19 protein-coding genes are annotated in these 25,486 nt (G+C 67.1%); 8 read left to right on the top strand and 11 right to left on the bottom strand.

Annotation, left to right across the window (positions count from 1 at the left end; translation table 11 throughout):
* Nucleotides 1–13: 13 nt before the first annotated feature.
* The 3 genes from U7114_RS01975 (at nt 14) to U7114_RS01965 (ending at nt 2,751) form a co-directional block, all read left to right on the top strand.
* Nucleotides 14–1,078, top strand: a complete 1,065-nt coding sequence (locus tag U7114_RS01975) for an adenosine deaminase (RefSeq protein ID WP_323056439.1) — start codon at nt 14–16, stop codon at nt 1,076–1,078.
* 254 nt (nt 1,079–1,332) lie between these two features.
* Nucleotides 1,333–2,262, top strand: coding sequence for a glycosidase (locus tag U7114_RS01970; RefSeq protein ID WP_321215465.1), 930 nt, complete (start codon nt 1,333–1,335; stop codon nt 2,260–2,262).
* Nucleotides 2,263–2,373: 111 nt separating this feature from the next.
* Nucleotides 2,374–2,751, top strand: coding sequence for an acylphosphatase (locus U7114_RS01965; RefSeq protein WP_323056438.1), 378 nt, complete (start codon nt 2,374–2,376; stop codon nt 2,749–2,751).
* Nucleotides 2,752–2,789: 38 nt separating this feature from the next.
* On the opposite strand, the gene U7114_RS01960 is transcribed toward U7114_RS01965, so the two are convergent.
* From U7114_RS01960 to U7114_RS01950, 3 genes are all read right to left on the bottom strand, one after another.
* Entirely contained in the window at nt 2,790–6,458 is a 3,669-nt protein-coding gene (locus tag U7114_RS01960) for a TM0106 family RecB-like putative nuclease (protein ID WP_323056437.1), read from the bottom strand.
* Nucleotides 6,459–6,634: 176 nt separating this feature from the next.
* Nucleotides 6,635–7,834 (bottom strand): TerC family protein, encoded by a 1,200-nt coding sequence (locus U7114_RS01955; protein WP_323056436.1) that lies wholly within the window; start codon nt 7,832–7,834, stop codon nt 6,635–6,637.
* Nucleotides 7,835–7,875: 41 nt separating this feature from the next.
* Complete coding sequence (locus U7114_RS01950) at nt 7,876–9,552, bottom strand: RecQ family ATP-dependent DNA helicase (RefSeq protein WP_323056435.1); 1,677 nt, start codon at nt 9,550–9,552, stop codon at nt 7,876–7,878.
* A 223-nt stretch (nt 9,553–9,775) separates the two neighbouring features.
* On the opposite strand from U7114_RS01950, the gene U7114_RS01945 reads away from it, so the two are divergent.
* Nucleotides 9,776–12,103 (top strand): FdhF/YdeP family oxidoreductase, encoded by a 2,328-nt coding sequence (locus U7114_RS01945; protein WP_323056434.1) that lies wholly within the window; start codon nt 9,776–9,778, stop codon nt 12,101–12,103.
* Nucleotides 12,104–12,124: 21 nt separating this feature from the next.
* Here U7114_RS01945 and U7114_RS01940 read toward each other — a convergent pair whose 3' ends face one another.
* On the bottom strand, nt 12,125–12,454 hold the full coding sequence (locus U7114_RS01940; protein ID WP_323056433.1) for a DUF6457 domain-containing protein: 330 nt from the start codon (nt 12,452–12,454) through the stop codon (nt 12,125–12,127).
* 322 nt (nt 12,455–12,776) lie between these two features.
* Between U7114_RS01940 and fdhA the strand changes: the two genes are divergently transcribed.
* The 4 genes from fdhA (at nt 12,777) to U7114_RS01920 (ending at nt 16,960) form a co-directional block, all read left to right on the top strand.
* Nucleotides 12,777–13,994, top strand: coding sequence for a formaldehyde dehydrogenase, glutathione-independent (gene fdhA / locus U7114_RS01935; protein ID WP_157238965.1), 1,218 nt, complete (start codon nt 12,777–12,779; stop codon nt 13,992–13,994).
* 103 nt (nt 13,995–14,097) lie between these two features.
* On the top strand, nt 14,098–14,448 hold the full coding sequence (locus U7114_RS01930) for a GNAT family N-acetyltransferase (protein ID WP_157238964.1): 351 nt from the start codon (nt 14,098–14,100) through the stop codon (nt 14,446–14,448).
* Between the two features lie 172 nt (nt 14,449–14,620).
* Nucleotides 14,621–15,544 carry a serine hydrolase gene (locus U7114_RS01925; protein WP_323056432.1) on the top strand — a complete coding sequence of 308 codons (924 nt, stop codon included), beginning with the start codon at nt 14,621–14,623 and terminating at the stop codon, nt 15,542–15,544.
* 45 nt (nt 15,545–15,589) lie between these two features.
* Nucleotides 15,590–16,960, top strand: coding sequence for an MFS transporter (locus U7114_RS01920; RefSeq protein WP_323056431.1), 1,371 nt, complete (start codon nt 15,590–15,592; stop codon nt 16,958–16,960).
* Nucleotides 16,961–16,974: 14 nt separating this feature from the next.
* On the opposite strand, the gene U7114_RS01915 is transcribed toward U7114_RS01920, so the two are convergent.
* The 7 genes from U7114_RS01915 to U7114_RS01885 form a co-directional block, all read right to left on the bottom strand.
* Nucleotides 16,975–17,727 carry a metalloregulator ArsR/SmtB family transcription factor gene (locus tag U7114_RS01915; RefSeq protein ID WP_323056430.1) on the bottom strand — a complete coding sequence of 251 codons (753 nt, stop codon included), beginning with the start codon at nt 17,725–17,727 and terminating at the stop codon, nt 16,975–16,977.
* Between the two features lie 45 nt (nt 17,728–17,772).
* Nucleotides 17,773–19,008: a mechanosensitive ion channel family protein gene (locus U7114_RS01910; RefSeq protein ID WP_323056429.1), complete on the bottom strand. Its 1,236-nt coding sequence runs from the start codon at nt 19,006–19,008 to the stop codon at nt 17,773–17,775.
* A gap of 131 nt (nt 19,009–19,139) precedes the next feature.
* Nucleotides 19,140–20,201: a glycerophosphodiester phosphodiesterase family protein gene (locus U7114_RS01905; protein WP_323056428.1), complete on the bottom strand. Its 1,062-nt coding sequence runs from the start codon at nt 20,199–20,201 to the stop codon at nt 19,140–19,142.
* 208 nt (nt 20,202–20,409) lie between these two features.
* The gene (locus U7114_RS01900) at nt 20,410–21,684 is read right to left on the bottom strand and encodes an MFS transporter (protein WP_323056427.1); all 1,275 of its coding nucleotides are present in this window, start codon (nt 21,682–21,684) and stop codon (nt 20,410–20,412) included.
* A gap of 250 nt (nt 21,685–21,934) precedes the next feature.
* Nucleotides 21,935–23,209: an AGE family epimerase/isomerase gene (locus tag U7114_RS01895; RefSeq protein ID WP_321215477.1), complete on the bottom strand. Its 1,275-nt coding sequence runs from the start codon at nt 23,207–23,209 to the stop codon at nt 21,935–21,937.
* Nucleotides 23,210–23,253: 44 nt separating this feature from the next.
* The gene (locus U7114_RS01890; RefSeq protein ID WP_321215478.1) at nt 23,254–23,997 is read right to left on the bottom strand and encodes a sulfite exporter TauE/SafE family protein; all 744 of its coding nucleotides are present in this window, start codon (nt 23,995–23,997) and stop codon (nt 23,254–23,256) included.
* Nucleotides 23,998–25,437, bottom strand: a complete 1,440-nt coding sequence (locus U7114_RS01885; protein WP_323056426.1) for an NAD-dependent succinate-semialdehyde dehydrogenase — start codon at nt 25,435–25,437, stop codon at nt 23,998–24,000. It lies immediately after the preceding gene.
* Nucleotides 25,438–25,486 lie beyond the last annotated feature (49 nt).

Here is a 25,486-nt window from a genome sequence, read left to right as displayed (position 1 = left end):
TTATCCTGACCCGATGGATAACTTTGCCGGCGGCACTGCCGTGCCCGAAACAGAACTGGACGCAGCAGAGCTTGAAGTCCCCGCCAGGATCCTTCCGGTGGCCGAGCTGCACCTTCACATCGAGGGAACCCTCCAGCCCGAGCTGATCTTCGCGCTCGCAGAGAGAAACGGCATCGTCCTGCCGTACGCAGGCCTGGACGAACTCCGGGAAAGGTACGAGTTCACGGACCTGCAGTCCTTCCTGGACCTGTACTACGCGAACATGGCGGTGCTGCAGACCGAACAGGACTTCGCCGACATGACCCGGGCCTACCTGGAGCGGGCTGCTGCTGCCGGAGTCCGGCACGCCGAAATCATGATGGACCCGCAGGCCCACCTCTCGCGCGGGATTTCCCTGCAGACCTGCGTCAACGGTGTGGCTTCCGTACTGGCGACGTCGCAGGAGGACTTCGGGATTTCCACCCTGCTGATCGCTGCGTTCCTGCGCGATCTGTCCGAGGAGTCGGCACTGGAAGTGCTGGACAGCCTGCTGGCCATGAACGCACCCATTGCCGCCGTCGGCCTGGATTCCGCCGAGGTGGGCAATCCGCCGTCGAAATTCGAGCGGCTCTATGACAAGGCACGCGAGGCAGGCCTGCGGCTGACGGCGCACGCCGGCGAGGAGGGACCGCCGTCGTACATCATCGAAGCCCTGGACATCCTGGGCGTGGAACGCATTGACCACGGCATCCGCTGCATGGAGGATCCGGACCTGGTGGAGCGCCTGGTGGATGCGCGGATTCCGCTCACCGTCTGCCCGCTGTCCAACGTCCGGCTCCGGGCCGTGGACACCCTTGCCGAGCACCCGCTGCCCGCAATGCTCGCGGCCGGCCTGAACGTGTCCGTCAACTCGGACGATCCCGCGTACTTTGGCGGCTATGTGGACGACAACTTCGCCCAGCTGGGGGCGGTGTTTGAGCTGTCCGATTTCGACAAGGCCCGGCTGGCAGCGAACTCGATCCATTCGTCCTTCGCCTCCGAGGAACGGAAGGCGGAACTGCTGGAGGAACTGAACAGCGGCGAAGTGGCGGGCGCCTAACGTGTCCCAGGCAACAGCCGCTGGTGAATCCGGCTAATATAGGTGCCGCAGGCGTGTCTGGGAAGTGCAATGTCGCACCCATGTCAGCGCTCAAGGGTTGTGCAGTCAGCCCGTTTCCCGAGACCTCAGCCTCATTTGTTGGGATGTCCGCTTAATAGTCGGTCACGACACGCATTGTTAACCATTTCAAGTCGCGCGATTTAACCGGCAATTGGCAAGATGCCTATGACCGATCGCTTTTATAAAGGGGAACCATGGCCAAGTCCACCGCAGAAAACACCTTCCTTCGCCTCAAGACCGTGCTGGATGTCCTGACCGAAGGCGTGTGGTCAGGCGATGCACTGAACGCGGGGCAAGTCCTCGCGGAGGCTACGGCACGCGTGCCGTTCAACGAGCACGAGGCCGAACTGCTCAGCGGCGGGATTCCCCGCGGCCACAAGACGCTCACCTCGGCCACCGCAAAGCTGGTCAAGGCCGGCTGGCTGGTCAAGGGCCGCTCCGGCTGGACCATCACTGACGAAGGCATGCGCGCAACGGTTGCCTTCCCGGACGCCGTGTCCTTTGCCACCGCGCTCGACGCCGGCACTCCAGTGCCTGCCGATGTCCAGGTTCCCACTGCTCCCGAGGGCTTCGTGCGCAGGACCACCGCGGTCCCCGAAACGGCAGCCCCGGCAGCCGTGGCCGCCGACGCCAAGAAGGCTCCCGCCAAGAAGACCCCGGCAAAGAAGGCCGCCGCCGCCGTGGGCAAGGCAGCCAAGGTGCTCGAGGACGCCGTCGAGCCCGTGGTCAAAGCCGTGCGCACCCGCAAGGCGCCGGCCAAGGCAACTGAAACCGCTGCACCCGTGGCAGCGGAGCCGTTCGAGGACGCGGATGTTGAGACGCACCCGCAGCCCGAAGCGGTGGCTGTAGCCGGCGACTTCAACACCATCCTGGGTGCTCCGGAGAACTGGGCACCGCAGTACGACGAAGCCCAGATGGAGTTCGACTTCCTGGACCAGCTCTGGAAGAAGAGCACCGAACTGCCCGCCGGCTTCTACACCTTCAAGATCGCCCTCAACCGGTCCTGGGATGAGAACTACGGCGCGTTCGGCGTGTTCGACGGCCCCAACCACGAGCTGCACCACGCCGGCGGTCCGGTCACCATCCGCTACAACCACAGCACGCGCGACATCACCATCAACTAACTCCCGTGCCGCCCTCCCAACTAGGTAGCGCCAAGTGTCGTTTTGGACGCTCAAAACGACACTTACTGCTACCTAGTTGGGAGGGGACGGCACTGACGGAGGGGAGGCACCATGGCACGGCACGCAGGTCCGTCATCCGGGGTACCCGATCCTTCTGAGGGAGCCGCCTCATCCGACGCAGCCGCGTCATTCGACGGAGCCGCGTCATCCGAGGCGGGTTCGGTGCGGCTGACGGCCCGGGTTTTTGGGGCGGTCCAGGGGGTGGGCTTCCGCTACCGGACCATGGGCAAAGCGGAAGAGCTTGGCCTCACCGGCGAGGTGAAGAACCTTGCCGACGGCTCGGTCGGCCTGATTGCCGAGGGACCCCAGTGGAAAATCAACGAGCTCCGGACCTGGCTGAATTCCGAACGCACCCCCGGGCGTGTGGAGCGCGTGGAGGACTCCATCTCCGCGGCTGAGGGTAACTTCCGCAGCTTCCGGGCGCGCTGAGCCCTACAGCTCCGTGCTCAATTCCGTGCTCAATCGGCTCAATCCCGCGGGCTGAGGCCGATGAAGGCGCCCAGCTCTTCCAGCGCTGCGGGCTTGTGCGGCATGTAGCTGGTGAGCTCGGGGGAGCGGATGATCACGGCCCGCCATTGCCCGCGTGACACGGCCACATTGATCCGGTTCCTGTTAAGCAGGAACTCAGCTCCCCGCGGCGCCTCGGCCACGGCGGAGCAGGCCATGGATACGAGTACAACGGGCGCTTCCTGGCCCTGGAACTTGTCCACGGTCCCCACCCGGACATCCGGCAGCCCGGCTTCCTCCAGGGCTTTCCGGACCAGGTGGACCTGGGCGTTGTAGGCGGCCACCACCAGCAGGTCCTGCTGGTCGAGGGGCCGTGCCTCGCCCTGCGCCCCCGGCGTCCATTTCAGCCCAAGGTGCCGCCGTGCCTGGCGGACCACCTCCGCCGCCTCTTCCCTGGACGCTGTGGCGTTGCCGGTGTGCTCCACGAACACGGTTTCGACGCCGGGTGGCAGCTCCTCGAGTTTCCGCTGCGATGCTGCCGGGGCGAACTGCAGCTTTCCTTCGTAGCTGAGCCCGGAAACTGCGCGGCACAGTTCCGGGTGCATCCGCCAGCTGTCGGCCAGGAAGTAGCCAAGGCTGGCAGGCAGGGTGGCGTGTCCCGCGGCCAGCCAGCCCAGGGCGGACTCGTCCACGGGCTCCGGGTGCGCGCCCTGGGTGACCTGTGGCAGCTGCTGCGGATCGCCGAGCAGGAGCAGCCGCTTGGCGGCCCGGGAAACGGCAAGGGTGTTGGCCAGCGAGAACTGCCCGGCTTCATCGATCACCAGCAGATCCAGGGAACCGGCGGGGACTTCCTTGCCGGTCATGGTCCACGCGGTTCCGCCCACCACGCAGCCGCCGGAGGACGCAAGCAGTCGGGCGACGTCGCCGTCCCTGCCGGACTTCCAGGGAACATCGTGCGGGGACGCCAGCTTCTTGGCTACCGCCGCCGGGTCAACGCCGCCGGCGGCAATGGCGCAGCAGAGCAGGTTCTCCACCACGTTGTGCGACTGGCCCACCACGCCGATCTTCCAGCCTTCTTTCACCAGCCGGCCGATGACGTGGGCCCCGACGTACGTCTTTCCCGTGCCCGGCGGCCCCTGCACGGCAAGGTAGGAACGGTCAAGGTCCCGGAGGGACGCCGTGATGGCCGCAGCATAGTCCGCGGTGCCATCGGTGTTGTGGGGCACGTCCACGGGCCCGGCCAGGGTGCTGAACCGCGGGGGCTGCTTGCGCAGGATGTCCAGCCCGGGTTGCGCCGGGAGCGAAGGAACGGACGCTCCGACGGTGGTGGCGATCTCCGCGATCGCAGCTTCGATGCTCGCGGTGGCCAGCGGCTGGTCCTCGGTGAGGGCCACGGGCAGGTGCGGGTAGGCGGCAACCTTCCCCGACTCGCGCTCGGCGATGGTGATGATGGTGTGCTCCGGGTTGTCAGGCGCCGGAGCAAGCTCGCGGATCCTGGTCCCGAAGGCGTAGGCGCGTGCTCCGGGAGCAGCGTCCGGGGCGGCCATGCCCTCCGGCGGCGGTGCGTCGTAGAGCCGGCACCAGGTGGAGTCTGCGCGGAAATCGGACCCCTCAGTCATGGTGCCGCGGAGCCGGAGTACCCGTGTCCGCATACGCTCCCGGGGCTTGACCAGCGCCCAGTCGGAGGTGACCTCGGCCGAGGACACCACGAACACGTTCCGTTGGTCCGCCCAGTTCTCAAGCGGTGCTTCCACGCGGTCGAAGTGCTGCCACCAGAACTGTTTGCGCTCGCGGCGGTGGTAGCCGGTGGCGGCGGCCACCATCGCGATGGCGCGTTCGTCGTCGGTCCAGGGGCGGTTGTCCGGAAGATCTGCCAAGTACTCGCGCAGCGGGGCCTCCGCCGGACTTTCCTCGGGGACAGGCCGCTGTTCCGGCGCTGGCCGTCGTTCGGCAGCGCCCTGCCCTTCGGCTGCGCCCTGCCCTTCGGCTGCGCCCTGCCCTTCGGCTGCGCCCTGGCGTTCCGGGGATGCTGGGGCCGCAGCGGCCTGCGCCCCCACCTCGCGCAGCCAGTCCCGGAGCCGGAGCGTGGACAGGCAGTCGTAACGGTTGTAGTCCGAGATGGACGCCAGGACCTTGTCCGCTTCCGCCATGTTCCCGGCATCGCGGGCCGCGCAATAGGCGGCGTAGGCCACCACCGAGGCCCCCGCGTCCTTCACGTCCCCCGAGCGCAGGTTGTTGCCCATATAGAGCGGCTCCAGTTTCTTGATGGAGTAGGAGGGCTCGGAAATGCGCAGCGAATGCCGGACAGTGGCGTAAAGATCCACCAGCAGCCCTTCCCGGAGCCAGTTGTCCACTGTCTCCTCTCCGGCCTGGTGCGCCAGCGAGAGGTTGCGGAGTGCCGTCTTTTCGTACGGTGCGTAGTGGTAGACGTGCATGTCCGGATACCGTGCCCGGCGTTCCTCCACGTAGCCAAGGAAATCCAGGAAGGCGCGGCGCTCCCCGGACCTGGAGTGCGCCCAGAACGGGCGGAACACCGGGTCGCCGTGGTGGCCTGGAGCCGGTGCCTCGACCACTCCGAACAGGTATTCGATGCCCCAGGCTCCGGTGGCGGGATCCTGCCAGAGGGGGTCTCCCTCGAAGTCGAAGAAGATGTCCCCGGGGCTGGGAGGCGGCAGTGACCCGATGGTGTTCCCGGGCAGGACAGTGAACGCGACTGTGTGCGGCTTGCCGTCCTTGGTGAACGTCCGGGAGCCCGTGACGGCGTCCAGCCCCAGCTGCATTCGGGCCTGCGACCGGAGCCGGGCCACGGAATTCCGGGCGTCTCCGGCAGGCATTGCCGCAAGTTCGTCGATAGTGGTGATGCCGGCGGCGTGCAGTTTCTTTCGCTGCACCACCGACATCCCTGCCACCATCAGGAGGTCCCGGTGCAGCTGCACCTGCTCGGCGCAGTAATCGCACCGGCCGCAGTGGACGATTCCCGGCTGCTGCCACTGCACCGTGGCGTCAGCCTCCCTGTGGTGCGCAACCAGTTCGCGGAAACGGCGCCGCCGTTCGCGGAAAACAGGCAGCAGGTCCGGAAGCGAATGGCTGCTGCGGAGCCAGTCCTCACCTATGCGCGTGCCCAGCACCAGCGTGACCACCGGTGAGGGCTCAATGCCCATCCCCAGCAGCTGGTCCCCGTACGCCGCAAGCTGCAGCAGCGCGCCCACCTTGGCGTGCCGGGCGAGTTTGGTGTCCCAGACCTCATAGCGCCCGGGGTTTCCGGTGCCCGCGGCTTCGTTGACCAGGAAGTCCGCGTAGCCCAGGAACTCGCCGTCAAAGAACGTGGCCTGGAAGACCACGTCCGCCCCGGACCGCAGGGCGAGCTCTGTTTCGGCATGCTTGGCCTGCAGCTCCCCGCGGCCGTTCCGGCCACGATCAAGGGAGTACACGCCCGCACCCCGGCCGGCATCCCATTCGCCGTACTTGGCAAGCAGGCTGGCCAGGACGGTTTGCTCGTGCCGGTCGCCCAGTTCGCCGGCGCGGACCTGCATTTCGTCTGCGGGAAAGACCGCCTTGGGGGAGCGGCCCAGTTTCTCGTCCAGGACCCGGAGCGTGCGGTACTCACACTCGCTGGCGGCCACAAGGTCGCTGGCGGAAAACACCAGGTCCGGCGGCGCGCCGGCCGCAGCAGCTTCAAGCAGGAACACGGAGCCTCCCCATCGACAGCCGGGCCGTCATCGGCGGGCCGGAGGAGGATTCCCCTGGCCCTGAATCAAAGCTAGCAAGAGGCACCGACAAACAGCCGGGCCCCGAAACTAGGTAGCGCCAAGTGTCGTTTTGAGCCCCCAAAACGACACTTGGCGCTACCTAGTTGGGTGGGCGGTCAGCCCTCCGCGGCCGCCCGCACCTGGGCTTTGTCATGCTCGGCATGGGCGGAGCGCAGCAGGTCCATGAACTCGGTTTCGTTCCGGATGAGGCGCTTGTACTTCTCCGGGAGCTTGCGGATCTGGTCCTCCTCGCGGCACATTGCGGCGAAGATCTTGTCCCGCTCGTTCATGTCCGTCTCGTAGTTCAGGTCCAGGTATTCAACGGCATGCCGCCTGGCACCGGAAACGGCGTTCTTGGCCTTGCCCTTGGGGCTGAAAATGGATGCCAGGACGGTGACCACCAGGACGCCCAGGATCACGCTCAGGGACACGCCCGTGCTGACCTCCACCACGTTCACGTGCTCGCCGTCGTTGATGAACGGCAGGGTGTTCTCGTGCAGGGCGTGCAGGATGAGCTTCACGCCGATGAACCCCAGGATGACGGCCAGGCCGTAGGAAAGGAAGATCAGGCGGTCCAGCAGCCCGTCGATCAGGAAGAACAGCTGCCGCAGGCCCATCAGGGAGAACGCCGTGGCCGTGAACACGATGAATACGTTCTGCGTCAGGCCGAAAATTGCCGGGATGGAGTCCAGCGCAAACAGGATGTCCGTGCCGCCGATCGCCACCATCACCAGGAGCATCGGGGTGAGGACGCGCTTGCCGTCCTGCACGGTGAAGAGCTTGTCGCCGTCGTAGTGTTCCGACGCCGGCAGGAGCTTCTTGGCGAGCCGGACCACCAGGCCGTCGGAGTCGTCGTCGTGGCTGTCCGGCTTGAGCAGGTTCCCGGCGGTGATGAGCAGGATCAGCCCGAAGATGTAGAACACCCAGGCGAAGCTGTTGATCAGTGCCGCGCCGAGGAAAATGAATGCCGTGCGGGCGATCAGGGAAAAGACGATGCCGAACAGCAGCACCTTCTGCTGGTCCGCGCGGGGCACCCGGAAGCTGGCCATGATGATGAGGAACACGAAGAGGTTGTCCACGGACAGCGCCTTCTCCGTGATGTACCCGGCAAAGTATTCGGTGCCCATGGTGGGTCCGCCGAACAGCAGCACGCCGAGCCCGAAAAGCAGCGCGATGCCCACGTAGAGGGCTGACCAGAAGGCAGATTCCTTGAGCGAGGGAGTGTGTGCCTTGCGGACGTGGAAGAAGAAGTCGAAGGCCAGCAGGCCTACGATCCCAATGACGGTCAGGGTCCAGACATAAGAAGGTACTTCCACGCGGCGGGCCTTTCGTTGGGGTCTCTTCCCAGCCTACCTACCTACGCGGGCTTCAGGAGTTCGTGTTCCATCACGGCGGTCCGCGAGAGGGTTTTGTAGCCCTCCTGTTCAAACAGGACGGTCATCACGTCATCCTCGTGCCGCATCACCAGCCCCGGACCCCACTCCTTATGGACCACGGCGGACTGGAGCGGGAACCGCTCCTCCGCCTGATCGCCCGAAGCCCTGCCGCCGTCGTCCGCTGAATGAAGGGCCGGCTTCTTCGCGGCAGCATCGGCGCACGCGTCGCAGTTGCCGCACGGCTCCGGCAGGTCCTCGCCAAAGTAGGCCAGCAGGAATTGCCGCCGGCAGCGGTCCGTCTCGGCGTAGCCGCGCATCATGGTGAGCCGGGACTGGTCCACGCGCTGCCGGGCTTCGGCGAGTTCGACGACGCCGCCCACCAGGGCGGGCAGCTTCGCCGTGGAGGCGAGCCGGACGCCGCGCCTGCCGGACGTGACAGCGCCGGTTTCCTCCAGCTGGTTCACCAGCGAGGTGATGCGGCGGGCCGGCAAACCCGTGAGTTCGGCAAGGGAAGACCTGGGGGCAGGCGCGCCCGCTGACTTGAGGACCTTCAGCAGGGCCAGGAGCGCCTCGGGATCGGCGGAGTGGGTTGCGAAGAATTTCCGCAGGCCCAGATCCTCTGAGCGGTAGTGCAGCACGGCCGCAGCGGGCTCACCGTCACGCCCGGCCCGGCCTATCTCCTGGTAGTAGGAATCCAGCGACTCGGGAATGTCCGCGTGGACCACGAAGCGCACATTGGGTTTGTCGATTCCCATGCCGAACGCTGTGGTGGCCACCACGACGTCCAGTTGGTCGTCCAGGAACTGTTCGTGGATGCGCTCGCGGTCCGCGGCGGAGCGGCCGGCGTGGTACGCCTCCGCGCGCAGCCCCTCGTTCCCCAGCTTGGCTGCGTACTTTTCGGTGTCTTTGCGGGTGGCGGCGTAGAGGAGGCCCTGCCCGTCCCGTGCCATCGCCGCCACCTGTTGCATCACGGACTGGCGCTTGCCCTTGTCCTCATGGTGCCGGACGACGTCCAGGCTGATGTTGGGCCGGTCGAAGCCGTGCACCAGGACCAGCGGGTCCTTCATGCGCAGCCGCTCCACGATCTCGTCCCGGACCGGGGGCGAGGCGGTGGCGGTGAGGGCCGCAACGGGGGGATTGCCCAGCCGTTCACGGACGCTGCCCAGGCTGAGGTAGTCGGGGCGGAAATCGTGGCCCCAGGAGGAGACGCAGTGGGCCTCGTCCACGACGAACAGCGTGATGTCCAGGGCGGCGATGCGGTCCACCGTCTTTTGCTTGGCCAGCTGCTCCGGGGCGAGGAACAGGAACGCGGCCTTGCCGGTTTCCACCGCGTGCCACGCGGCCTCCACCTCCGAATCGCTGCGGGACGAATTGACGGCGACGGCGGCGCCCGCCCCCAGGTCCGCGGCCAGTCCGTCGAGCTGGTCCTCCTGCAGGGCGATGAGAGGGGAGACCACGACGGCGGGCCGCCGGGTCTTGTTGTGGAGGAACAGGGCAGCGACCTGGTAGATCGCAGATTTTCCGTAGCCGGTGGGCATCACCGCAAGGACGTCACGGCCGCCGGCCAGCGCGGCCATGCCGGCCAGCTGGCCGTCCCGCAGGTGGGGCAGGGAAAAGGAGGACGCCGCGAGGGCGGACAGGGCAAGTTCGTCGGACATGAAAGGCGCTCCGCAGAGTGGTTCCCGCGGCCGCTTGCTTCAGCCGAGGTGACCAGCCTATCGCGGCCGGGAAGCGCCGTCGTCCGTCCTTCGCGGAGGGTGGTCCCGGACAAGAGGCCGTTTTCCTTGACTTCCCGGTTCCCCTGAACAAGTGTGGAAAGAGCCCGGACCCCCGAACATCCGGAGGGTGGCAGGTACCGGCTTAATGCGAGGAGAACCAGCAGTGACGCGCAAAAACCCCGAAGTCGATGAGGCTGACGAGTCTGAGATTGAAGTCAGCGGCCACCCGAAAACGTGGGCTGCCGGCGTGCCCGGCGTCTACCATTCCATGCAGCCGGCGCTCAAGCACATGGGCCTGGACCGGTCGCGGAAGACCCTGCTGGCGCTGAACCAGAAGGACGGGTTCGACTGCATGAGCTGCGCCTGGCCGGACCCGGGCCACCGCAAGACGTTCGAATTCTGCGAAAACGGCGCCAAAGCAGTGACCTGGGAGGCCACCCCGGTGGTGATCGGGTCCGAATTCTGGGGGGAGCATCCGGTCAGCGAGCTGCGGGAGCGGTCCGAGTACTGGCTGGGCATGCAGGGGCGCCTGACGGAGCCTGTGTACAAGCCTGCAGGCGAAGACCACTACCGGCCCGTGGGCTGGGACGAAGCGTTCGGGATCATTGCGGACAAGCTGAATTCGCTGCCCAGCCCCGACCAGGCAGCCTTCTACACCAGCGGCCGGACCTCGAACGAGGCAGCCTTCCTGTACCAGCTGTTCATCCGCGGATACGGCACCAACAACCTGCCGGACTGCTCCAACATGTGCCACGAGTCCTCGGGCTGGGCCATGGGCCAGACCATCGGCATCGGCAAAGCCACGGTTTCCTATGACGACTTCGCCAAGGCCGAGCTGATCATCATCATGGGCCAGAACCCGGGCACCAACCACCCCCGGATGCTCACCGCCCTCGAAGAAGCGAAGGAGGCCGGTGCCCGGATCGTGGCGGTCAACCCGCTGCCCGAGGCCGGGCTGATGCGCTACAAGAACCCGCAGACGGTGAAGGGGATCATCGGCCGCGGCACCGACCTGGCGGACCAGTTCCTGCAGGTGCGGATCGGCGGCGACATGGCGCTGCTGCAGGCCGTTTCCAAACGCGTCCTCGATGCCGAAGCCGCTCATCCGGGGACGGTGCTTGACCACCAGTTCCTCGAGGAGCACTGCGACGGCCTCGAGGAACTCCGGGCGCACCTTGCTGAACTGGACGAGGCCGCCGTCCTTGAGGCCACGGGCCTGCGGACTGAGGAAATCGACGAGCTCGCGGCCCGGTACCTGGCCGCGGAGAAGGTGATCATCACCTGGGCGATGGGCATCACGCAGCAGAAGAAGGGCGTGGCCACCATCAAGGAAATCATCAACCTGCTGCTGCTGCGCGGCAACATCGGCAAGCCCGGCGCCGGCGCCTCCCCGATCCGGGGGCACAGCAACGTCCAGGGCGACCGGACCATGGGGATCTGGGAACAGATGCCGCCGGCATTCCTGGACGCCTTGGGGAAGGAATTCAGCTTCGAACCGCCGCGGACGCATGGCGCGGATGCGGTGGAGACCATCCGGCAGATGCGCGACGGCGGGATCAAGGTCTTCATCGCCATGGGCGGCAACTTCGTGGGCGCCATGTCCGACACCCGGGCTGCCGAGGCGGCGATGGAAGGCACCGAACTGTCCGTCCACGTTTCCACCAAGCTCAACCGCTCCCACGCGGTCACGGGCGCCGAGGCCTTGATCCTGCCCACGCTCGGGCGGACCGAGATTGACCGGCAGGAGTCCGGCCCGCAGTTCGTGTCCGTGGAGGACACCGTCTGCGCCGTCCACGCCTCCCACGGCACGGTTGAACCCGTGGCGCCCGGCCTGCTCTCGGAGGTGGCCATCGTCTGCCGGATGGCGCAGCGGGTGCTGGGGGACCGGATCGCGGCGGACTGGGCGGGCTTCCAAAAGAACTACGACCTGATCCGCGAGCACATCTCCCATGTGGTGGTGGGCTGCGAGGACTACAACCGGAAGGTCAGGCAGGACGGCGGCTTCGTCCTGCCGAACGGTCCCCGCGACTCCCGAACGTTCAACACCCCCACCGGCAAGGCCATGCTGACCGTCAACGAGCTCGAGCATGTGGAGCGGCCGGCGGGCACCCTGATCCTGCAGAGCATGCGCTCGCACGACCAGTTCAACACCACCATCTACGGCCACAACGACCGCTACCGCGGCATCAAGAAGGGCCGCGAAGTGGTGTTCGTGAACCCGGCGGACCTTGCCGAACTGGGGCTTGAAGACGGGCAGCACGTGGACGTGCGCGGCGTGTACGGGGACAACGCAGAGCGGGTCCTCCGCAACTACCGGCTGGTGTCCTACCCGTCCGCCCGCGGGTGTGCTGCCGCCTACTATCCGGAAGCCAACGTGCTGGTGCCGCTGGAGAGCGTCGCGGAGGGCAGCCAGACGCCCGTCTCCAAAGCCGTGATCGTCCGTCTTGAGCCCGTTGCCGCCTTCCGTGAGGAGCCAACGGCCGCGGGATAAGCCGCGGAAAAAGCGGCGCGACTACTGCGCGGTGTCCGCCCAGCCTTTGCGGGCGGGCCCGCCGTCGTGCCCGTCCTCGCACAGCTGGAGGGCGGTGTCCGCGGCTTTGGCCACCGCGGCAGCCGCGTTCCCGCGGTTGCCTGCGCTGCCGGTTCCGGCCTGCAGCCCAGCCGCGTAGCCCACCATGAAGGTGGTCACCGGGGCTGCGGCGTGGGTGACAGACCCGGCCGATTTCCGGGCCAGGTCCAGGAGCAGTTCGTGGTCCACTTTCAGGTCCAGGATCTGCAGCGCCTGGGCCAGCCGGTTGCTCCATTGGTCCAGGATCTGCATTTCGTCCTCGTTGGCTGGCATGTCCGCTCCTTGGTTTTTCGGTCGCTTGCGATCGTTGGATCGTCCTCCGTGCCGAGACTACAAGGCTTCGCCGCGGAAGTCATTGGTTCCAGCCGGCGCAACCCCCAATTCATCAACGGGTAGACAGCCGGGCTTACTACCTCTAGATATGACGGCCCACCCGTGCTTAGACTGGGCGCACCCCACCTCGAGGATGCCCTCCGGCAACTGTTTCATGAGCTGCCAGCAGATGCTGGACGGTGCCTGTCCGGCGGGGTGCGCATCACCACTCATGAATCACGGCCGCCCCACCGGGCCATCCGTGGGATAACAGGAGAAAAAGATGACAGGGAACAAAGCCGTTGCCTACAAGGGGCCGGGAAAAGTCGAACTGATTGATATCGACTACCCAACGTTCGAACTCAAGGACGGGCCGGGCGTCAACCCGGCAAACGTCGGGCGCGCCGTCAACCATGGCGTAATCCTCAAGACCGTGGCCACCAATATCTGTGGTTCGGACCAGCACATGGTGCGCGGCCGCACCACGGCACCGCCGGACCTGGTGCTGGGGCATGAGATCACAGGCGAAGTGGTGGAGGTGGGCCGTGACGTTGAATTCATCAAGGTCGGGGACCTCTGCTCTGTGCCGTTCAACATTGCCTGCGGCCGGTGCCGGAACTGTAAGGAGCGCAAGACGGGCATTTGCCTGAACGTAAACCCGGACCGCCCGGGCAGCGCCTACGGATACGTGGACATGGGCGGCTGGGTGGGCGGCCAGGCCAACTACGTGCTGGTGCCGTACGCCGACTGGAACCTGCTGAAGTTCCCGGACAAGGACCGGGCCATGGAGAAAATCATGGACCTGGCCATGCTTTCGGATATCTTCCCCACGGGATTCCACGGCGCCGTGAGTGCCGGTGTGGGGGTTGGTTCCACGGTGTACATTGCGGGGGCCGGTCCCGTGGGCCTGGCAGCGGCCACCAGCGCGCACCTGCTGGGCGCCGCCGTCGTGATTGTTGGCGACCTGAACGAGGACAGGCTGGCGCGGGCGCGCAGCTTCGGCTGCGAAACGGTGGACCTCACCAAGGGAGGCCCGGCGGAGCAGATCGAGCAGATCCTTGGCGTGCCGGAAGTGGACTGCGGCGTGGACGCGGTGGGCTTCGAGGCGAGGGGCCACGGACACGGCAAGGATGCCGAAGAAGCGCCGGCCACCGTGCTGAACTCGCTGATGGACATCACCGCTGCCGGCGGTGCGCTGGGCATCCCGGGGCTGTACGTGACGGGTGATCCGGGCGGCATTGATGAGGCAGCCAAGAAGGGTTCCCTCAGCCTGAGCCTGGGTACCGGGTGGGCCAAGTCGCTGAGCTTCACCACGGGCCAGTGTCCGGTGATGAAGTACAACCGGCAGCTGATGATGGCCATCCTGAACGACAAGGTGAACATCGCCAAGAACGTGAACGCCAAGGCGATCACGCTTGAGGAGGCGCCGCAGGGCTACGCGGAGTTCGACGCCGGTGCAGCAACCAAGTACGTCCTCAACCCGAACGGCTACCTGAGTTAACCCGGACTGGCGGACGGTGGGTCCGGGCAAGGGAAGGGTGCGGGAACAAGTGTCCCTCGGCTGTGGTTAGCTGAAGGACACACCGCACAGAAGGAGATTCCCCTTGAGCGACATCACCGTCCGCCACAACCCCGGCCGCGGGCGCTTCGAAATCCTCGACGCCGGCAACGTGATCGGCAAAGCCGCATACAAGGATTACGACGGCGGCGCCGCGCCGCAGCGGATTTTCTATCACACGGTGATCAACGAGGAGTACGGCGGCCAGGGACTGGCGGGCCAGCTCGCCACCGCCGCGCTGGGTGCCACGGTCAGCGCCGGAATGGGCATCGTCCCGGTGTGCCCCTACATCAAGAAATTCCTCGCCAAGCATCCTGACTACGCGGATCACACAGTGCGTGTTGCTCCCGCGCACCTGGAGTTCCTGGACGCCGCATTGGCTGCCCGCACCCGCTGACGGACATCGCACCTGCGCGGACGCGGGTGCCATGTCCACAAAGGGGTGCGGGACATGGCGCGCCTGCGGCTTATCAGGCCGCTCCCAACCTTCAATGGTCTAATCAATATCGCATCGCGTGCGCTGGGGCCGCGTGATGCAGACCGGGTTGTTGAAGGAGACAGGAGCCCCTATGTCGGTGGACCAGAAGAAGTTTTCGTCCGTTCCGGACTCCCGTCCGAGCCGCCGCGGGGCGGGAAGGCGAAGGCTTGCGGTGCTGTTTTGTGCCGTGGCGCTCGTGATTGCCGCCACCTTTGTCCTGGCCGTCCAGCGTTCGGTGCCGCTTGACGGGTTGGAGGGATCGGTCCCGGCGGCCGCGCCCGCGGAGCCTGTTGCCGCCGCCCCGGATTCCCTGCAGGACCGCATCGACTCACTCCTGACGGAAAAGGCCGGCTACCGGATCGGGGTGGCCCTGGCGGACGTTTCCGGTGGTGCAGCCCTGACCTTCGGGGACCAGGAGGCCTTCAACGCGGCGAGCACGGCGAAGATCATCACGGCAGCGGCCTACTACCGCTTGGTGGAGAAGGGCGAGGCGCGCCTCGACGACCCCCTGGGGGACTACGACGCGGCGTTCCAGCTTGAAGCGATGGTGAACCAAAGCAACAACGATTCCTGGCTGCTCCTGATGGATGCCGTGGGCTACCCGGAGCTGATCGCCTACGCCGCCTCGATCGGGGTTACTTACGATCCCGAGGAGAACCTCCTGACTCCTGCCGCGATGGCCAGTGTCCTCAAACAGCTTTACGCCGGGGACCTGCTGAACGCGGAAAATACGGCGGAACTGCTCGGCTATATGCAGGACACGAACAACGAGGACCTGATCCCCGCCGGCTCCCAGGCCGGAATCGAGGTGTTCCACAAGTACGGGGAGTTCGACCGGCACCTGCACGATGCCGCGGTCCTGGATTACCGCGGCTCATCCTTTGCGCTGGTGATCTACACCGAGAATGCGGAAGGAGGGGAAGCTGCCGGACAGGCCGACACCATCCGCGAACTGACAGGACTGGTTGAGGAAGCTTTGTTCCCCCCGGTGCAGGCCGGGAACCAGGGCGGATAGTCCATCAACTCGCGCCGCCTGCACCGTGTGCGCCAGACTGTTTCCGTGAGCAACAAACCCCGGACTGCCCTGGCCGTCGCCGGCCTCAGCCTGGGCACGGCACTGAACCCCCTCAACTCCTCCATGATCGCCGTTGCCCTGGTGGTGCTCCGCGCGGACTTCGGGCTCGACGTCGCCGCCGTCACCTGGGTGGTCACGTCCTTCTACCTCGCGTCCGCGGCAGGCCAGCCCGTGATGGGCAGGCTGGCGGACCGGTTCGGCCCGCGGCGGATGTTCATGCTCGGCATGGCTTTGGTCGCGGTGACGTGTGCGCTGGCGCCGTTTGCCCCGAACTTCGCCCTGCTCTGCGTGGCCCGTGCGGTGATGGCGCTCGGTACGGCCACCGCGTACCCCAGCGCTGTGGTGATGGTGGGGGCCATTGCGCACCGGGCCAATGTGGAGCCGGCGCGTCCTCTTGGCCGGCTTCAGATGGTGAACACCTCGGCCGCTGCGGTGGGCCCCGTCGTTGGTGGACTGCTGGTCAGCCTCGTTGGCTGGGAAGCCCTGTTCCTGCTCAACGTCCCGCTGGCGCTGGCCGCACTGTTGATCGTCCGCCAGGCGGCACCCAGCGACAAGGCCCGGGAGCGCGGCAGCGTCGCGCAGCTGCTGCGCGACTCGGACATCCCCGGGATCCTGGGATTCGTGGCCGCGCTGCTGCTGGTGATGATGGCGGCACTGAACGTCTTTCCTGCCTACCGCTGGTGGATGCTGGCCGCCGGAACGGTCATCGCAGCACTTTTCGCCTGGCGCGAGCTGCGCTTCGACCGCCCCTTCCTTGACCTGAGGCTGCTGGGACGCAACAAACCCCTGATGCTTATCTACCTGGCCTTCGCGGTGTTCAGCAGCGTGTACTACTTTGTCTTTTTCGGCCTTCCCCAGCTCCTCCAGGAAGCCGGCGGCTACGATCCCGGCGTTGTGGGCCTCCTGATGCTGCCGCTGGCGGGCCTGTCCGTCCTGGCCACGCCCTGGGCGGTCCGTGCGATGGGAAGGTTCGGCGTGCGGCGGGTGCTGATTGCCGGCGTCGTCATCCTCACCGCGGCGGCCGCGCTGATGTGGCTGCTGACCGGCACGCTGGTGATTCCGCTGGTGGTGGTGCTGACTGCCCTGATGGGCGTCCCGTACGGAACGGTGGGCATCGCCACCAACCAGGGCATGTTCGTTTCCATCGGGCCGCAGGAGCGCGGCGTTGCGGCGGGCATCTACCAGACCTGCCGGTATGTGGGCGCCATCACCGCCACGGTGATGATCGGCGTCTTCGCGGGCGGCGGCGTGGATCAGGAAAGCTGGGCCCGGATGGTCCTCGCGATGCTGGTCCTGTGCGCGGTGACGTTCGGCGTGAGCCTGCTGTGGCGGCAGCGCCCCGCACCCCGCACCTAGTTGGGGTGGCCGTCCTAGGTGTACATGAGCGAGCCGGGCGTGGTCAGTTTCTCGCCGGTCTCCAGCCAGGTCTTCAGGCCGGAGAGGATCATCGGCCAGCCGCCGTAGAGCTGCTCGTTGGCGCCTTCGCGGAGGTCGCTGTGGGTGACGGTCAGGCGGCAGGAATCGCCCACCTGCTCGATGTCCCACGTGATCTTCGAGGTTCCCTCGGCCTTGACGTCCTCACCCCAGAGGGCACGCATGGTTTGGACCAGCCGGCGGGGCGGGTCCACCTCCAGGTTCTCGCCCTCACCCAGCGGAGCACCCGCCTTGACGTTGTTCATCGTGAAGCTGCCGCCAGGGGTCCAGTCCGTTTCGATGGTGTTCCCGAACTGGTACTTGCTGCGGATCTCGCTGTTGGTGATGGCTTCCCAGAGCCGTTCCGGCGTGGTCTTGATGTAGATTTCGAAGATTTTTTCCATGGGACTTTCCAATCTGGATTTGAGGTCGCTGAGGCCAGCGGCCCATGGTTCTGCATATTTGCTCACCCAGCGGTCGTGGAGGAGCCGGATGGGCACCGGGTTCAGGAAATGCAGCTTTTCACGCCCCCGACGGCGGGCCACCACCAGTCCGGCTTCCTCCAGGATCCTGAGGTGCTTGGCGATCCCGAACCGGCTCATGTCGAAGCGTCTTTCGAGGGCGCCGAGGGTCTGCCCGTCCTCGCGGAACAGCTCGTCAAGGAGCTCCCGCCGGGTGGGGTCTGCGAGTGCCTTGAACACGGCATCCATGGGAACAATGATATGTGACCATTTGGTCACATATCAAGGGCTTTCCTAGTTCCGTGCGGCCAGGGTCTGGTCCCGGTCCTGGAAGACATCCTCGCCGGGGCCGGTGAAGGCACGCGAGCGCTGCACGGCCTCGATCGAGCCGGTGAACAGCTGTGATTCGTGCGGATCCGCGGCCGTCCGGGCGCCGTCCGGGCTGGACGTACCCAGCCCCCGCAACGGCTGCCGGCGGCGGGCGGAGGTGCCGCCGTCGGACGCTGCCTCGGTCCAGCGCTGCTGGGGGAGCGCTTCCGGATGGCCCTGCTGCAGGAAGGTGACCATGGCCTCGCGGATGAGGCAGCGCAGGTCGAAGAGCGCGGCGCTGTCCGCGGCGCTGACCAGGATGCGCACCCGGACGAACCCGCCGGTGGCGTCGGTGATCTGCAGGATGCCCACGCGCTCGTCCCACAGGTCCGTGCCGGCGAGGACGGACCGCAGCTCGGCGCGCATGTCCTCCACGGGGGCGCGCCAGTCGAGGTCGAACTCCACGGTGCCCATCACCTCGGACTGGCGCCGGGTCCAGTTCTCGAACGGCGTGGTGGTGAAGTAGGTGGACGGGAGGATCAGGCGGCGGTCGTCCCAGATGTGGACCACCACGTAGGTGAGGGTGATTTCCTCGATCCGGCCCCACTCCTTCTGCACCACCACAACATCGTCCACGCGGATGGCGTCCGTGAAGGCCAGCTGCATGCCGGCGAAGACGTTCACCAGGGAAGTCTGCGCTGCGAGGCCGGCGACGATCGAGATGACCCCGGCGGAGGCCAGCAGCCCGGCGCCGAGGGCCTGGATGGCCGGGAACGTGAGCATCACCGAACCGGCGGCAAGCACCACCACCAGCGCAACACCGATCCGCCGGGCCAGGATCATCTGCGTCCGGAGCCGCCGCGCGCGCCGGTTGTCCGCAACGTCCACGCTGTACCGGCCCAGGACCACCGCCTCGATGATCAGCAGTACGGCCACGGCCAGCCAGGCGAGGGAGCCGATGAGGGATATCAGCAGCAGGTGGTCGACGGCGCCGTGCCAGCTTTCGCCGGCTGCCGTGAGTCCCAGCGCGGTGCGGACGCCGATCAGGCACAGTGCCAGGCGCAGCGGCTGGCGGGCAACCCGGGACGTGGCCTGCAGTTCCGGACGCTTGCGGTTGAGGCGCAGGACGAGCTTGCGCAGCAGCCAGGACAGGACCAGGCCTGCGGCCACTGCCAGGGTGACGGCAATGAAGGGCATGGCGGGATTGAGTAGGTCTTGCATCCTTTAACCTCTACCAACGTCGGGCCCGGGGCCGAAATCCGCCTCCGCCCCGGCGTGGTGCAAAGGCACGACGGCGGCTGCCGGACTCCTGCGCGGATGTCCGGCAGCCGCCGTCGGGCATTGTCCGGAAATCAGCCCTGCAGCGAGTAGGCCTTGGGCAGCTTCAGGCCGCGCTCTTCCATGAGGGTGCGCAGGCGGGTGGGGTAGTCGGTGATGATGCCGTCCACACCCAGGTCCATCAGGCGTTCCATGTCCGCGGTGGTGTTCACGGTCCAGGGGATCACGGGGAGGCCCAGCCCGTGGGCTTCGGCGATCATCTCAGGGGTGACGGAGCGGAACGCGGGGGAAATGACGTCATACCCCTGGGCGGCCGCCGCCTTGGCAAGGGAGCCGTCGTAGTCGTCGATGTCGATGCCGCCCAGGTTGGGGCTGGCGCCGGGCTGGCCCACACCCATCCAGGCGTCTCCGCTGGAGAGCGCCACCAGCGTGAGCTCGGGCGCGATTTCCCGGGTGAGGTTGAGGGAAGACCAGTCAAAGGACTGCAGGGTGGTGCGGTCCGCCATGCCGGAGGCCTGGATTTCGGCCACCACGGCGCGCGTGAGGGATTCCATGCCGGCGCCGCCGATCTGGCTGCCCTCCACCTTGGTCTCCACGTTCAAGCGGACCTTCTCGGCGCCCGCGTCACGCACCAGCTGGTAGACGTCCTTGAGCTCGGCGATCCGGTTGCCCTCGACCACATCCTGCTCCGGGTAGCCGGCCAGCTGCGCGTAGCCGCAGTTCAGCGTCTTGACCTGGGCCAGGGACAGTTCGGCCACGCGGTCGCCCACGTAGGGGAATTCGGGGTCGCCGGCGGTGGCCGGCGCGGTGTCGATGCATTTGGTGGCCTGGATGGTGTCGTCGTGCCAGACGATCACGTTGCCGTCCTCGGTGAGGTGCGTGTCCAGCTCGAGGGTGGTCACGCCCAGCGCCAGGGAATTCGTGAACGCGGCCAGGGACTCCTCGGTCCATTCGCCGCGGCCGCCGCGGTGGGACTGCAGGTCGAAGGAGCCGTTGCGTTCGTTTACCTTCGGGGCCGTTGCTGCCTGCGCCGCCGCTCCGGCGTCGGTGTCCGGGGCGGCGGCGGCGGGACCTGCCGAAGCGAACGCGGCGGCGATGAGGGCGGCGGCTGCCGCGGACGTCAGGACTTTGCGCATGTGGTGGTTCCTCCTGGATGACGGGGCCGGCGTTTCCGCCGGTGACCCGTCAACGCTAGGAGGGGCAGGTTGCGGTTCGGGTGCGCGGAGTTGGAGGGGAGGTTAACGCGGGACGCCGGGCCGGCGCGCTGGGTCCACCCGCCATCGATTGCTCCGCAAATGTCGTTATGAGCGGTGAAAACGGCCGGTACGGAGCAATCGATGGGGGTTAGGGACGGGGGCGCGACGGCGGTGCACTGGTTTCCGCCACGGGAACCTCCTCCGAACGGACGGGGCGGGGCTCCAGCCACACCCGCTCCCGCGGTCCGGGCGGATACGCGTGCGTCTTCCCTGCAAGGGCGATGATCCACGCCGCCACCACCGGCAGCGCCGCGGCGACGGGAACCAGCAGCGGCCCGCCCACCACCAGTGCCGCCGAGCCGTACAGGGCGCCCACCGTGATGCCCAGCTGGATGGTCAGCACAGTGAGGCCGTTCGCGGCTTCCTGGAACTCGCCCCCGGCCCGCAGGATGGCGGACTGGTTGTAAATGCCGATCGCGCCGAGTCCCGCACCCCAGACCGTCATGAGGACCAGGGCCACGGGGAAGTTGCCCACCGCGAGAGGGAGGAAGAACATGGAAAGGGCGATCACCGCCGTCGTCATGAGCAGGGAACGCCGGGGCCGGGAATCCACGGTGAGGCCCGCGACCCAGATGCCCAGCAGCCCGGAGCCGCCCAGGACGGTGAGCGAGAGGCTGATGGCGTAGTCGGGGAAGCCTGCCTCGCGGATGAACGGCGCGATGTAGGTGAACAGCGCGAAATGGGCCAGGACCAGCAGCGGCCAGGCGATGGCCACCGACTTGACTCCGGGCCGGGCGATTGCCTTGCGCAGTGAGGGACGGACGGCGTCGGAAATACGCTGGACCCGCGGCAGCAGGAAGAACGCCAGCACCGTCAGGACCAGTCCGAACCCTGCCAGCACCAGGAACGCCGAGCGCCAGCCGAGGAACCCGCCCAGCGCCGTGCCCACGGGCGCGCCGATAGCCAGGCCCAGGCTGTTGCCGCTGAAGACAATGGCCAGGGCCTTGCCCACCTTGTCTGCCGGAACCACCCTGGTGACGAACGGGGCCATGGTGGTCCAGAGCAGGCCGTGCGCCAGGCCCCCCACCAGCCGGGCGATCATGGCGGCGGTGAAGTCCGGCGCGAGTCCCACCATCGCATTGCTGAGCGCGAACGTCAGGACGAGCCCCACCAGCAGCGCATGGCGGGGAATCTTCCCCAGCAGCCGGGCAGCCGGGACCACCGTGACCACAATGACGGCGGCATAGGCCGCGGCCAGGTAGCCCGCAACCGGCTCGGACACGTTCAGGCCGCTGCTGATCTGCGGCAGCAGCCCGGACGGCAGGAGCTCGGTGGTGATGGCGGTGAAGGCGATGGTGGCCAAAACCACCATCGCGGCGTACGGGAAACGGGCAGGTTCCGGCGCGGGAATGGCGGAGGACATGGGGGAAGGATCCATTCAAGGGGGAGGGGTGGAACGCGGCTCGCTGGCCGGGCAGTTCCTCCCTTAAATTTACAGGATCGCGGCCCCTGCTCCATGCCGTTTCCGGCGCGTCGGAGCGTGTCCCCGGACGCAATCCGCTTTCCGCCGGAGCCGGCTACCGGGTGCCCAGGTCAGTGTCCGTGCGGGACCCCGGCCGGACGGACCTGCCGCCCTGGCAGGTGCAGGGGCCCTGCACCTGCATCCGCAGGAATCAGCGGCCTGCAGGGTCCTTGTCCTGGCTGGTCCCGGTGATGCGTGCGTCCAGCAGGCCCGCCGCAACTGCCGGAGCCAGACCGGGTGCCAGCGGAAGGCGCGGGACCACCAGGCAGTGCCACAGGTGATAGATGTCCGCCTTGCCGGACCATACGGTGGAGGTGACATTGCCGTTCTCGTCGAGCTCCTGCTTCCAGGACCCGTGTTCGTAGTCGATGAACCAGTCGCGGGCGTGGTCCCAGATCCGCTCGTACCAGTCCGCATACTTCTTCTCGCCCGTGGCGATGTAGAGGGCGGCCGCGCCCCCGATTGCCTCTGCCGGCACCCACCGGATGCGGGTGGTGACAACGGGCTTGCCCTCCCAGTCCACGGTGTAGACAAATCCCGGGTGGCCGTCCGGCTCCCATGCGTCACGGATGGCTGCGTCGAACAGGCCCCGGGCGTCTTCCAGGAGCCAGGCCGGAACGTCCAGGCCGCGGGCTTCGAGTCCGGCGCGGAGGTGGAGGAGCAGGCGCGCCCACTCAACCCAGTGGCCCGGCGTTCCGCCGTAGGCGCGGAACTGGCTGGCCCGGTCATCGGTGTTGTACTCCGGCATGGGGTTCCACTCCGGGTCGAAGTGTTCGAACACCCGGTAATTGTTGTTGCGCGCGAATTTGTGGATGAGCACCTCGGCGATGTGCAGGGCCCGCTCAAGCCAGCGGTTCTCCCCGGTCACGTCAGCGACGATCAGGTAGGCCTCGACCGAATGCATGCTGGCGTTTCCGCCCCGGTATGCCTCGGTTTCGGTGAATTCCCGGTTCCACGAGTCGAAGCACATGTTGGCCTGGTGGTCCCAGAATTTCGTGTCGGCGATCCGGAGCGCCTCGTCGAGCAGTTCGCGGGCACCGGGCCGCCCTGCGGCGACGGCACTGGCAGCGGCGAGGAGCACGAACGAATGCTGGTAGCCGGACTTCGTATCGTTTACCGGTCCGTTTTCGTTGACCTCGGCGTACCAGCCGCCGAACTCATCATCGTGCAGGGCCCCGTTGAGTGCCGCGATCCCGTGGTCCACGAGTGTTGCGGCACCCGGCCGTCCCATGAGGGCGGCGACGGAAAAACTGTGGACCATCCGGGCGGTAATCCAGAGGTGGGTCGGCTTGTCGGCGAACACCTTGCCGTAGTTGTCGAGCCAGCCGAATCCTGTCGGGACCTTTGAGGCCGCGGCGAAATTGATCAGCCGGTCGGTTTCCGCCTCGAGCCAGCGTGCGTGGGCGGCACTGTTCAGCCACGTCATGTTGTTTCCTCTCTCTGTTACGGGTGCAAGCGAAGTTGTTGGGGTTACCCGACGGCGTCGAGGACGCCCCGGATGATGGTGGCGGCCGCCCCCAGGTAGGCCAGGATGATCAGGAGTATCTGCGCGGCGCGGGCGGGGACATACTTCGAAGCGATGTCGCCCAGCACCAGCCCACCCAGGCAGGCCACGCCCACGGCCACCCACATGCCCCACGGAAGCGCGGGAAATGTGGCCGGCGCGGTCAGTGCCTTGGAGATCAGCGAGAACGTCCCAATGGTGAAGAAGTACGGCTGCATGGTGGCTGCGAAGGACTTGTGCTGCCACCGGGTGGCGATGGAGTACATGCTGACCGCCGGTCCACCCACGCCGGCGGCTGTGTTCATGAACCCGCTCAGGCCGCCGGCCGTGAAGAGGTAGCGCCGCCGTGCCGGAAGGGTGACGGACTTGAGGGCCAGCAGGACAGTCAGTCCGACGGCGAGGATCACCCCGATGCCGATCTCCAGCACCGCCGGTGGAACGAGGCGGATCAGGAAGGCCGCGGGGATGATCCCGAGCAGGGCCGAGGCCGTGAGCAGAACGTACCGTTTCCAGTCAATGTCCCGCACCACGCGGAAGATGATGGCCCCCGCGGTCACGGCACCGCACATGTTCACGAGCACCACGCCTTCCACCGGGCCCAGGAGCAGGACCAGGAAGGGTGCAGCCACCAGGGCGAAGCCCATTCCGGTGATGCGCTGCATCCCGGCTCCCATCACCACGGCGCCCAGCACCAGCCCGGTGGTCAGCACCTAGGGCCTCCAGGCCACGTACTGGACCTCCTCGAATTCCTCCAGGCCCAGGCTTGATCCTTCCCGGCCCAGCCCTGACTGCTTGGCGCCGCCCATGGGCGCGAAGGCCACGGACGGGAGTGGATCGTTCACGCCCACGATGCCCGCCTCGAGCTGCTCCGGAATGTCCCAGCCGCGCCTGGGGCTGCTGCTCCAGACGTAGGCGGCCAGGCCCATTTCCGTGGCGTTGGCTTTCCTGATGGCTTCCTCCTCCGAGGAGAAGGTTACGACGCCGGCTGCCGGGCCGAACACTTCCTCCGTCACCAGGGGTGCGTCGTCCGGGACGTCCGCCAGCAGGGTGGGTGCCAGGAAGGAGCCCCGGCCGGGAACATCGGTGCGTTGGGTGACGCGTCGGGCGCCGCGCTCCAGGGCATCGTCGATCAGGGCCTGGACCGCGGTGACCCGGTCGGCGTCGATCATGGGACCGAGGTCGGGAACCTGGCCGCCGCCGTCGGGAACGCCGTGGCCGATGCTCATCGCGTCAAAGCGCGCGGCCAGCCTGGCGGCGAACTCCTCGGCGATGCTGTCCTGGACCAGGAACCGGTTGGCGGCCACGCAGGACTGCCCGGTGTTGCGGAGCCGGCCCAGGACGGCACCCTCGACGGCGGCGTCAAGGTCGGCGTCCTCGAAGACGATGAAGGGCGCGTTGCCGCCCAGCTCCAGCAGCGGCCGGACCACCCGTTCGGAGGCGGAGGCCATGATCTGCCGGCCCACGCCCGTGGAGCCGGTGAAGCTGACGGCCCTGACCGCGGGGTGGGACATGAGGGCGGCGGTGACCTCGCGGGAGGGGCCGTGGACCAGGTTGACCACGCCGGCGGGGAACCCGGCGTCGTGCAGGACTTCGAACAGCCCGGTGGCAGCCAGCGGGGCCTTTTCGGACACCCTGCCCACCACGGTGCAGCCGGCGGCCAGCATCGCGGCGAGCTTCCGGGCCTGGATGGAGACCGGGAAGTTCCAGGGCGTGAGGCTGAGGGCCACGCCGATGGGTTTGCGGAGGCTCAGGTGGCGGCGGCCCTGCAGTTCGGGCGGGCTGACGGTGCCGGTGGCGCGGCGCGCTTCCTCGGCGAACCAGCGGAAGTATTCCACGGAGAAGTCCACTTCGCCCTGCGCTTCAGGGAGCCGTTTGCCCGCTTCAAGCGCCAGGGTGTGGGCAAGTTCGTCGCGGCGTTCGGCCAGGAGGTCGGCGGCGTTGCGGAGCAGGTCCGCCCGGTTCCGGACGGTGGTGCGCGACCAGGAACTGAAGGCCTCCGCCGCGGCGTCGGCGGCCTTGGTGGCATCCTTGCCGGTGCCCCAGGCCACCTCGCCCACGGTGCTGCCGTTGCCGGGGTCAGTCACGTCCTTGGCGGTTCCGGCGGTGTTCCAGGTGCCGTTGACGAGGTGTTGGGCTGACTTGAGGTTCACGAATGATGCCTTTCATTGGGCTGGAAGGGGTCCATTGCGGCGGGGCGGG

The organism is Pseudarthrobacter sp. C1 (assembly GCF_034720455.1).
Lineage (GTDB): Bacteria > Actinomycetota > Actinomycetes > Actinomycetales > Micrococcaceae > Arthrobacter.
This window is presented reverse-complemented; position numbering and strand designations above follow the sequence as displayed.

Coding starts and splice junctions, on each gene's coding strand:
- U7114_RS01965 (WP_323056438.1), top strand. CDS start 2,374: ATGGCACGGCACGCAGGTCCGTCATCCGGGGTACCCGATCCTTCTGAG.
- U7114_RS01915 (WP_323056430.1), bottom strand. CDS start 17,727: ATGGATGCCGTGTTCAAGGCACTCGCAGACCCCACCCGGCGGGAGCTC.
- U7114_RS01940 (WP_323056433.1), bottom strand. CDS start 12,454: ATGCCAGCCAACGAGGACGAAATGCAGATCCTGGACCAATGGAGCAAC.
- fdhA (WP_157238965.1), top strand. CDS start 12,777: ATGACAGGGAACAAAGCCGTTGCCTACAAGGGGCCGGGAAAAGTCGAA.
- U7114_RS01905 (WP_323056428.1), bottom strand. CDS start 20,201: ATGCGCAAAGTCCTGACGTCCGCGGCAGCCGCCGCCCTCATCGCCGCC.
- U7114_RS01910 (WP_323056429.1), bottom strand. CDS start 19,008: ATGCAAGACCTACTCAATCCCGCCATGCCCTTCATTGCCGTCACCCTG.
- U7114_RS01900 (WP_323056427.1), bottom strand. CDS start 21,684: ATGTCCTCCGCCATTCCCGCGCCGGAACCTGCCCGTTTCCCGTACGCC.
- U7114_RS01970 (WP_321215465.1), top strand. CDS start 1,333: ATGGCCAAGTCCACCGCAGAAAACACCTTCCTTCGCCTCAAGACCGTG.
- U7114_RS01950 (WP_323056435.1), bottom strand. CDS start 9,552: ATGTCCGACGAACTTGCCCTGTCCGCCCTCGCGGCGTCCTCCTTTTCC.
- U7114_RS01895 (WP_321215477.1), bottom strand. CDS start 23,209: ATGACGTGGCTGAACAGTGCCGCCCACGCACGCTGGCTCGAGGCGGAA.
- U7114_RS01975 (WP_323056439.1), top strand. CDS start 14: ATGGATAACTTTGCCGGCGGCACTGCCGTGCCCGAAACAGAACTGGAC.
- U7114_RS01925 (WP_323056432.1), top strand. CDS start 14,621: ATGTCGGTGGACCAGAAGAAGTTTTCGTCCGTTCCGGACTCCCGTCCG.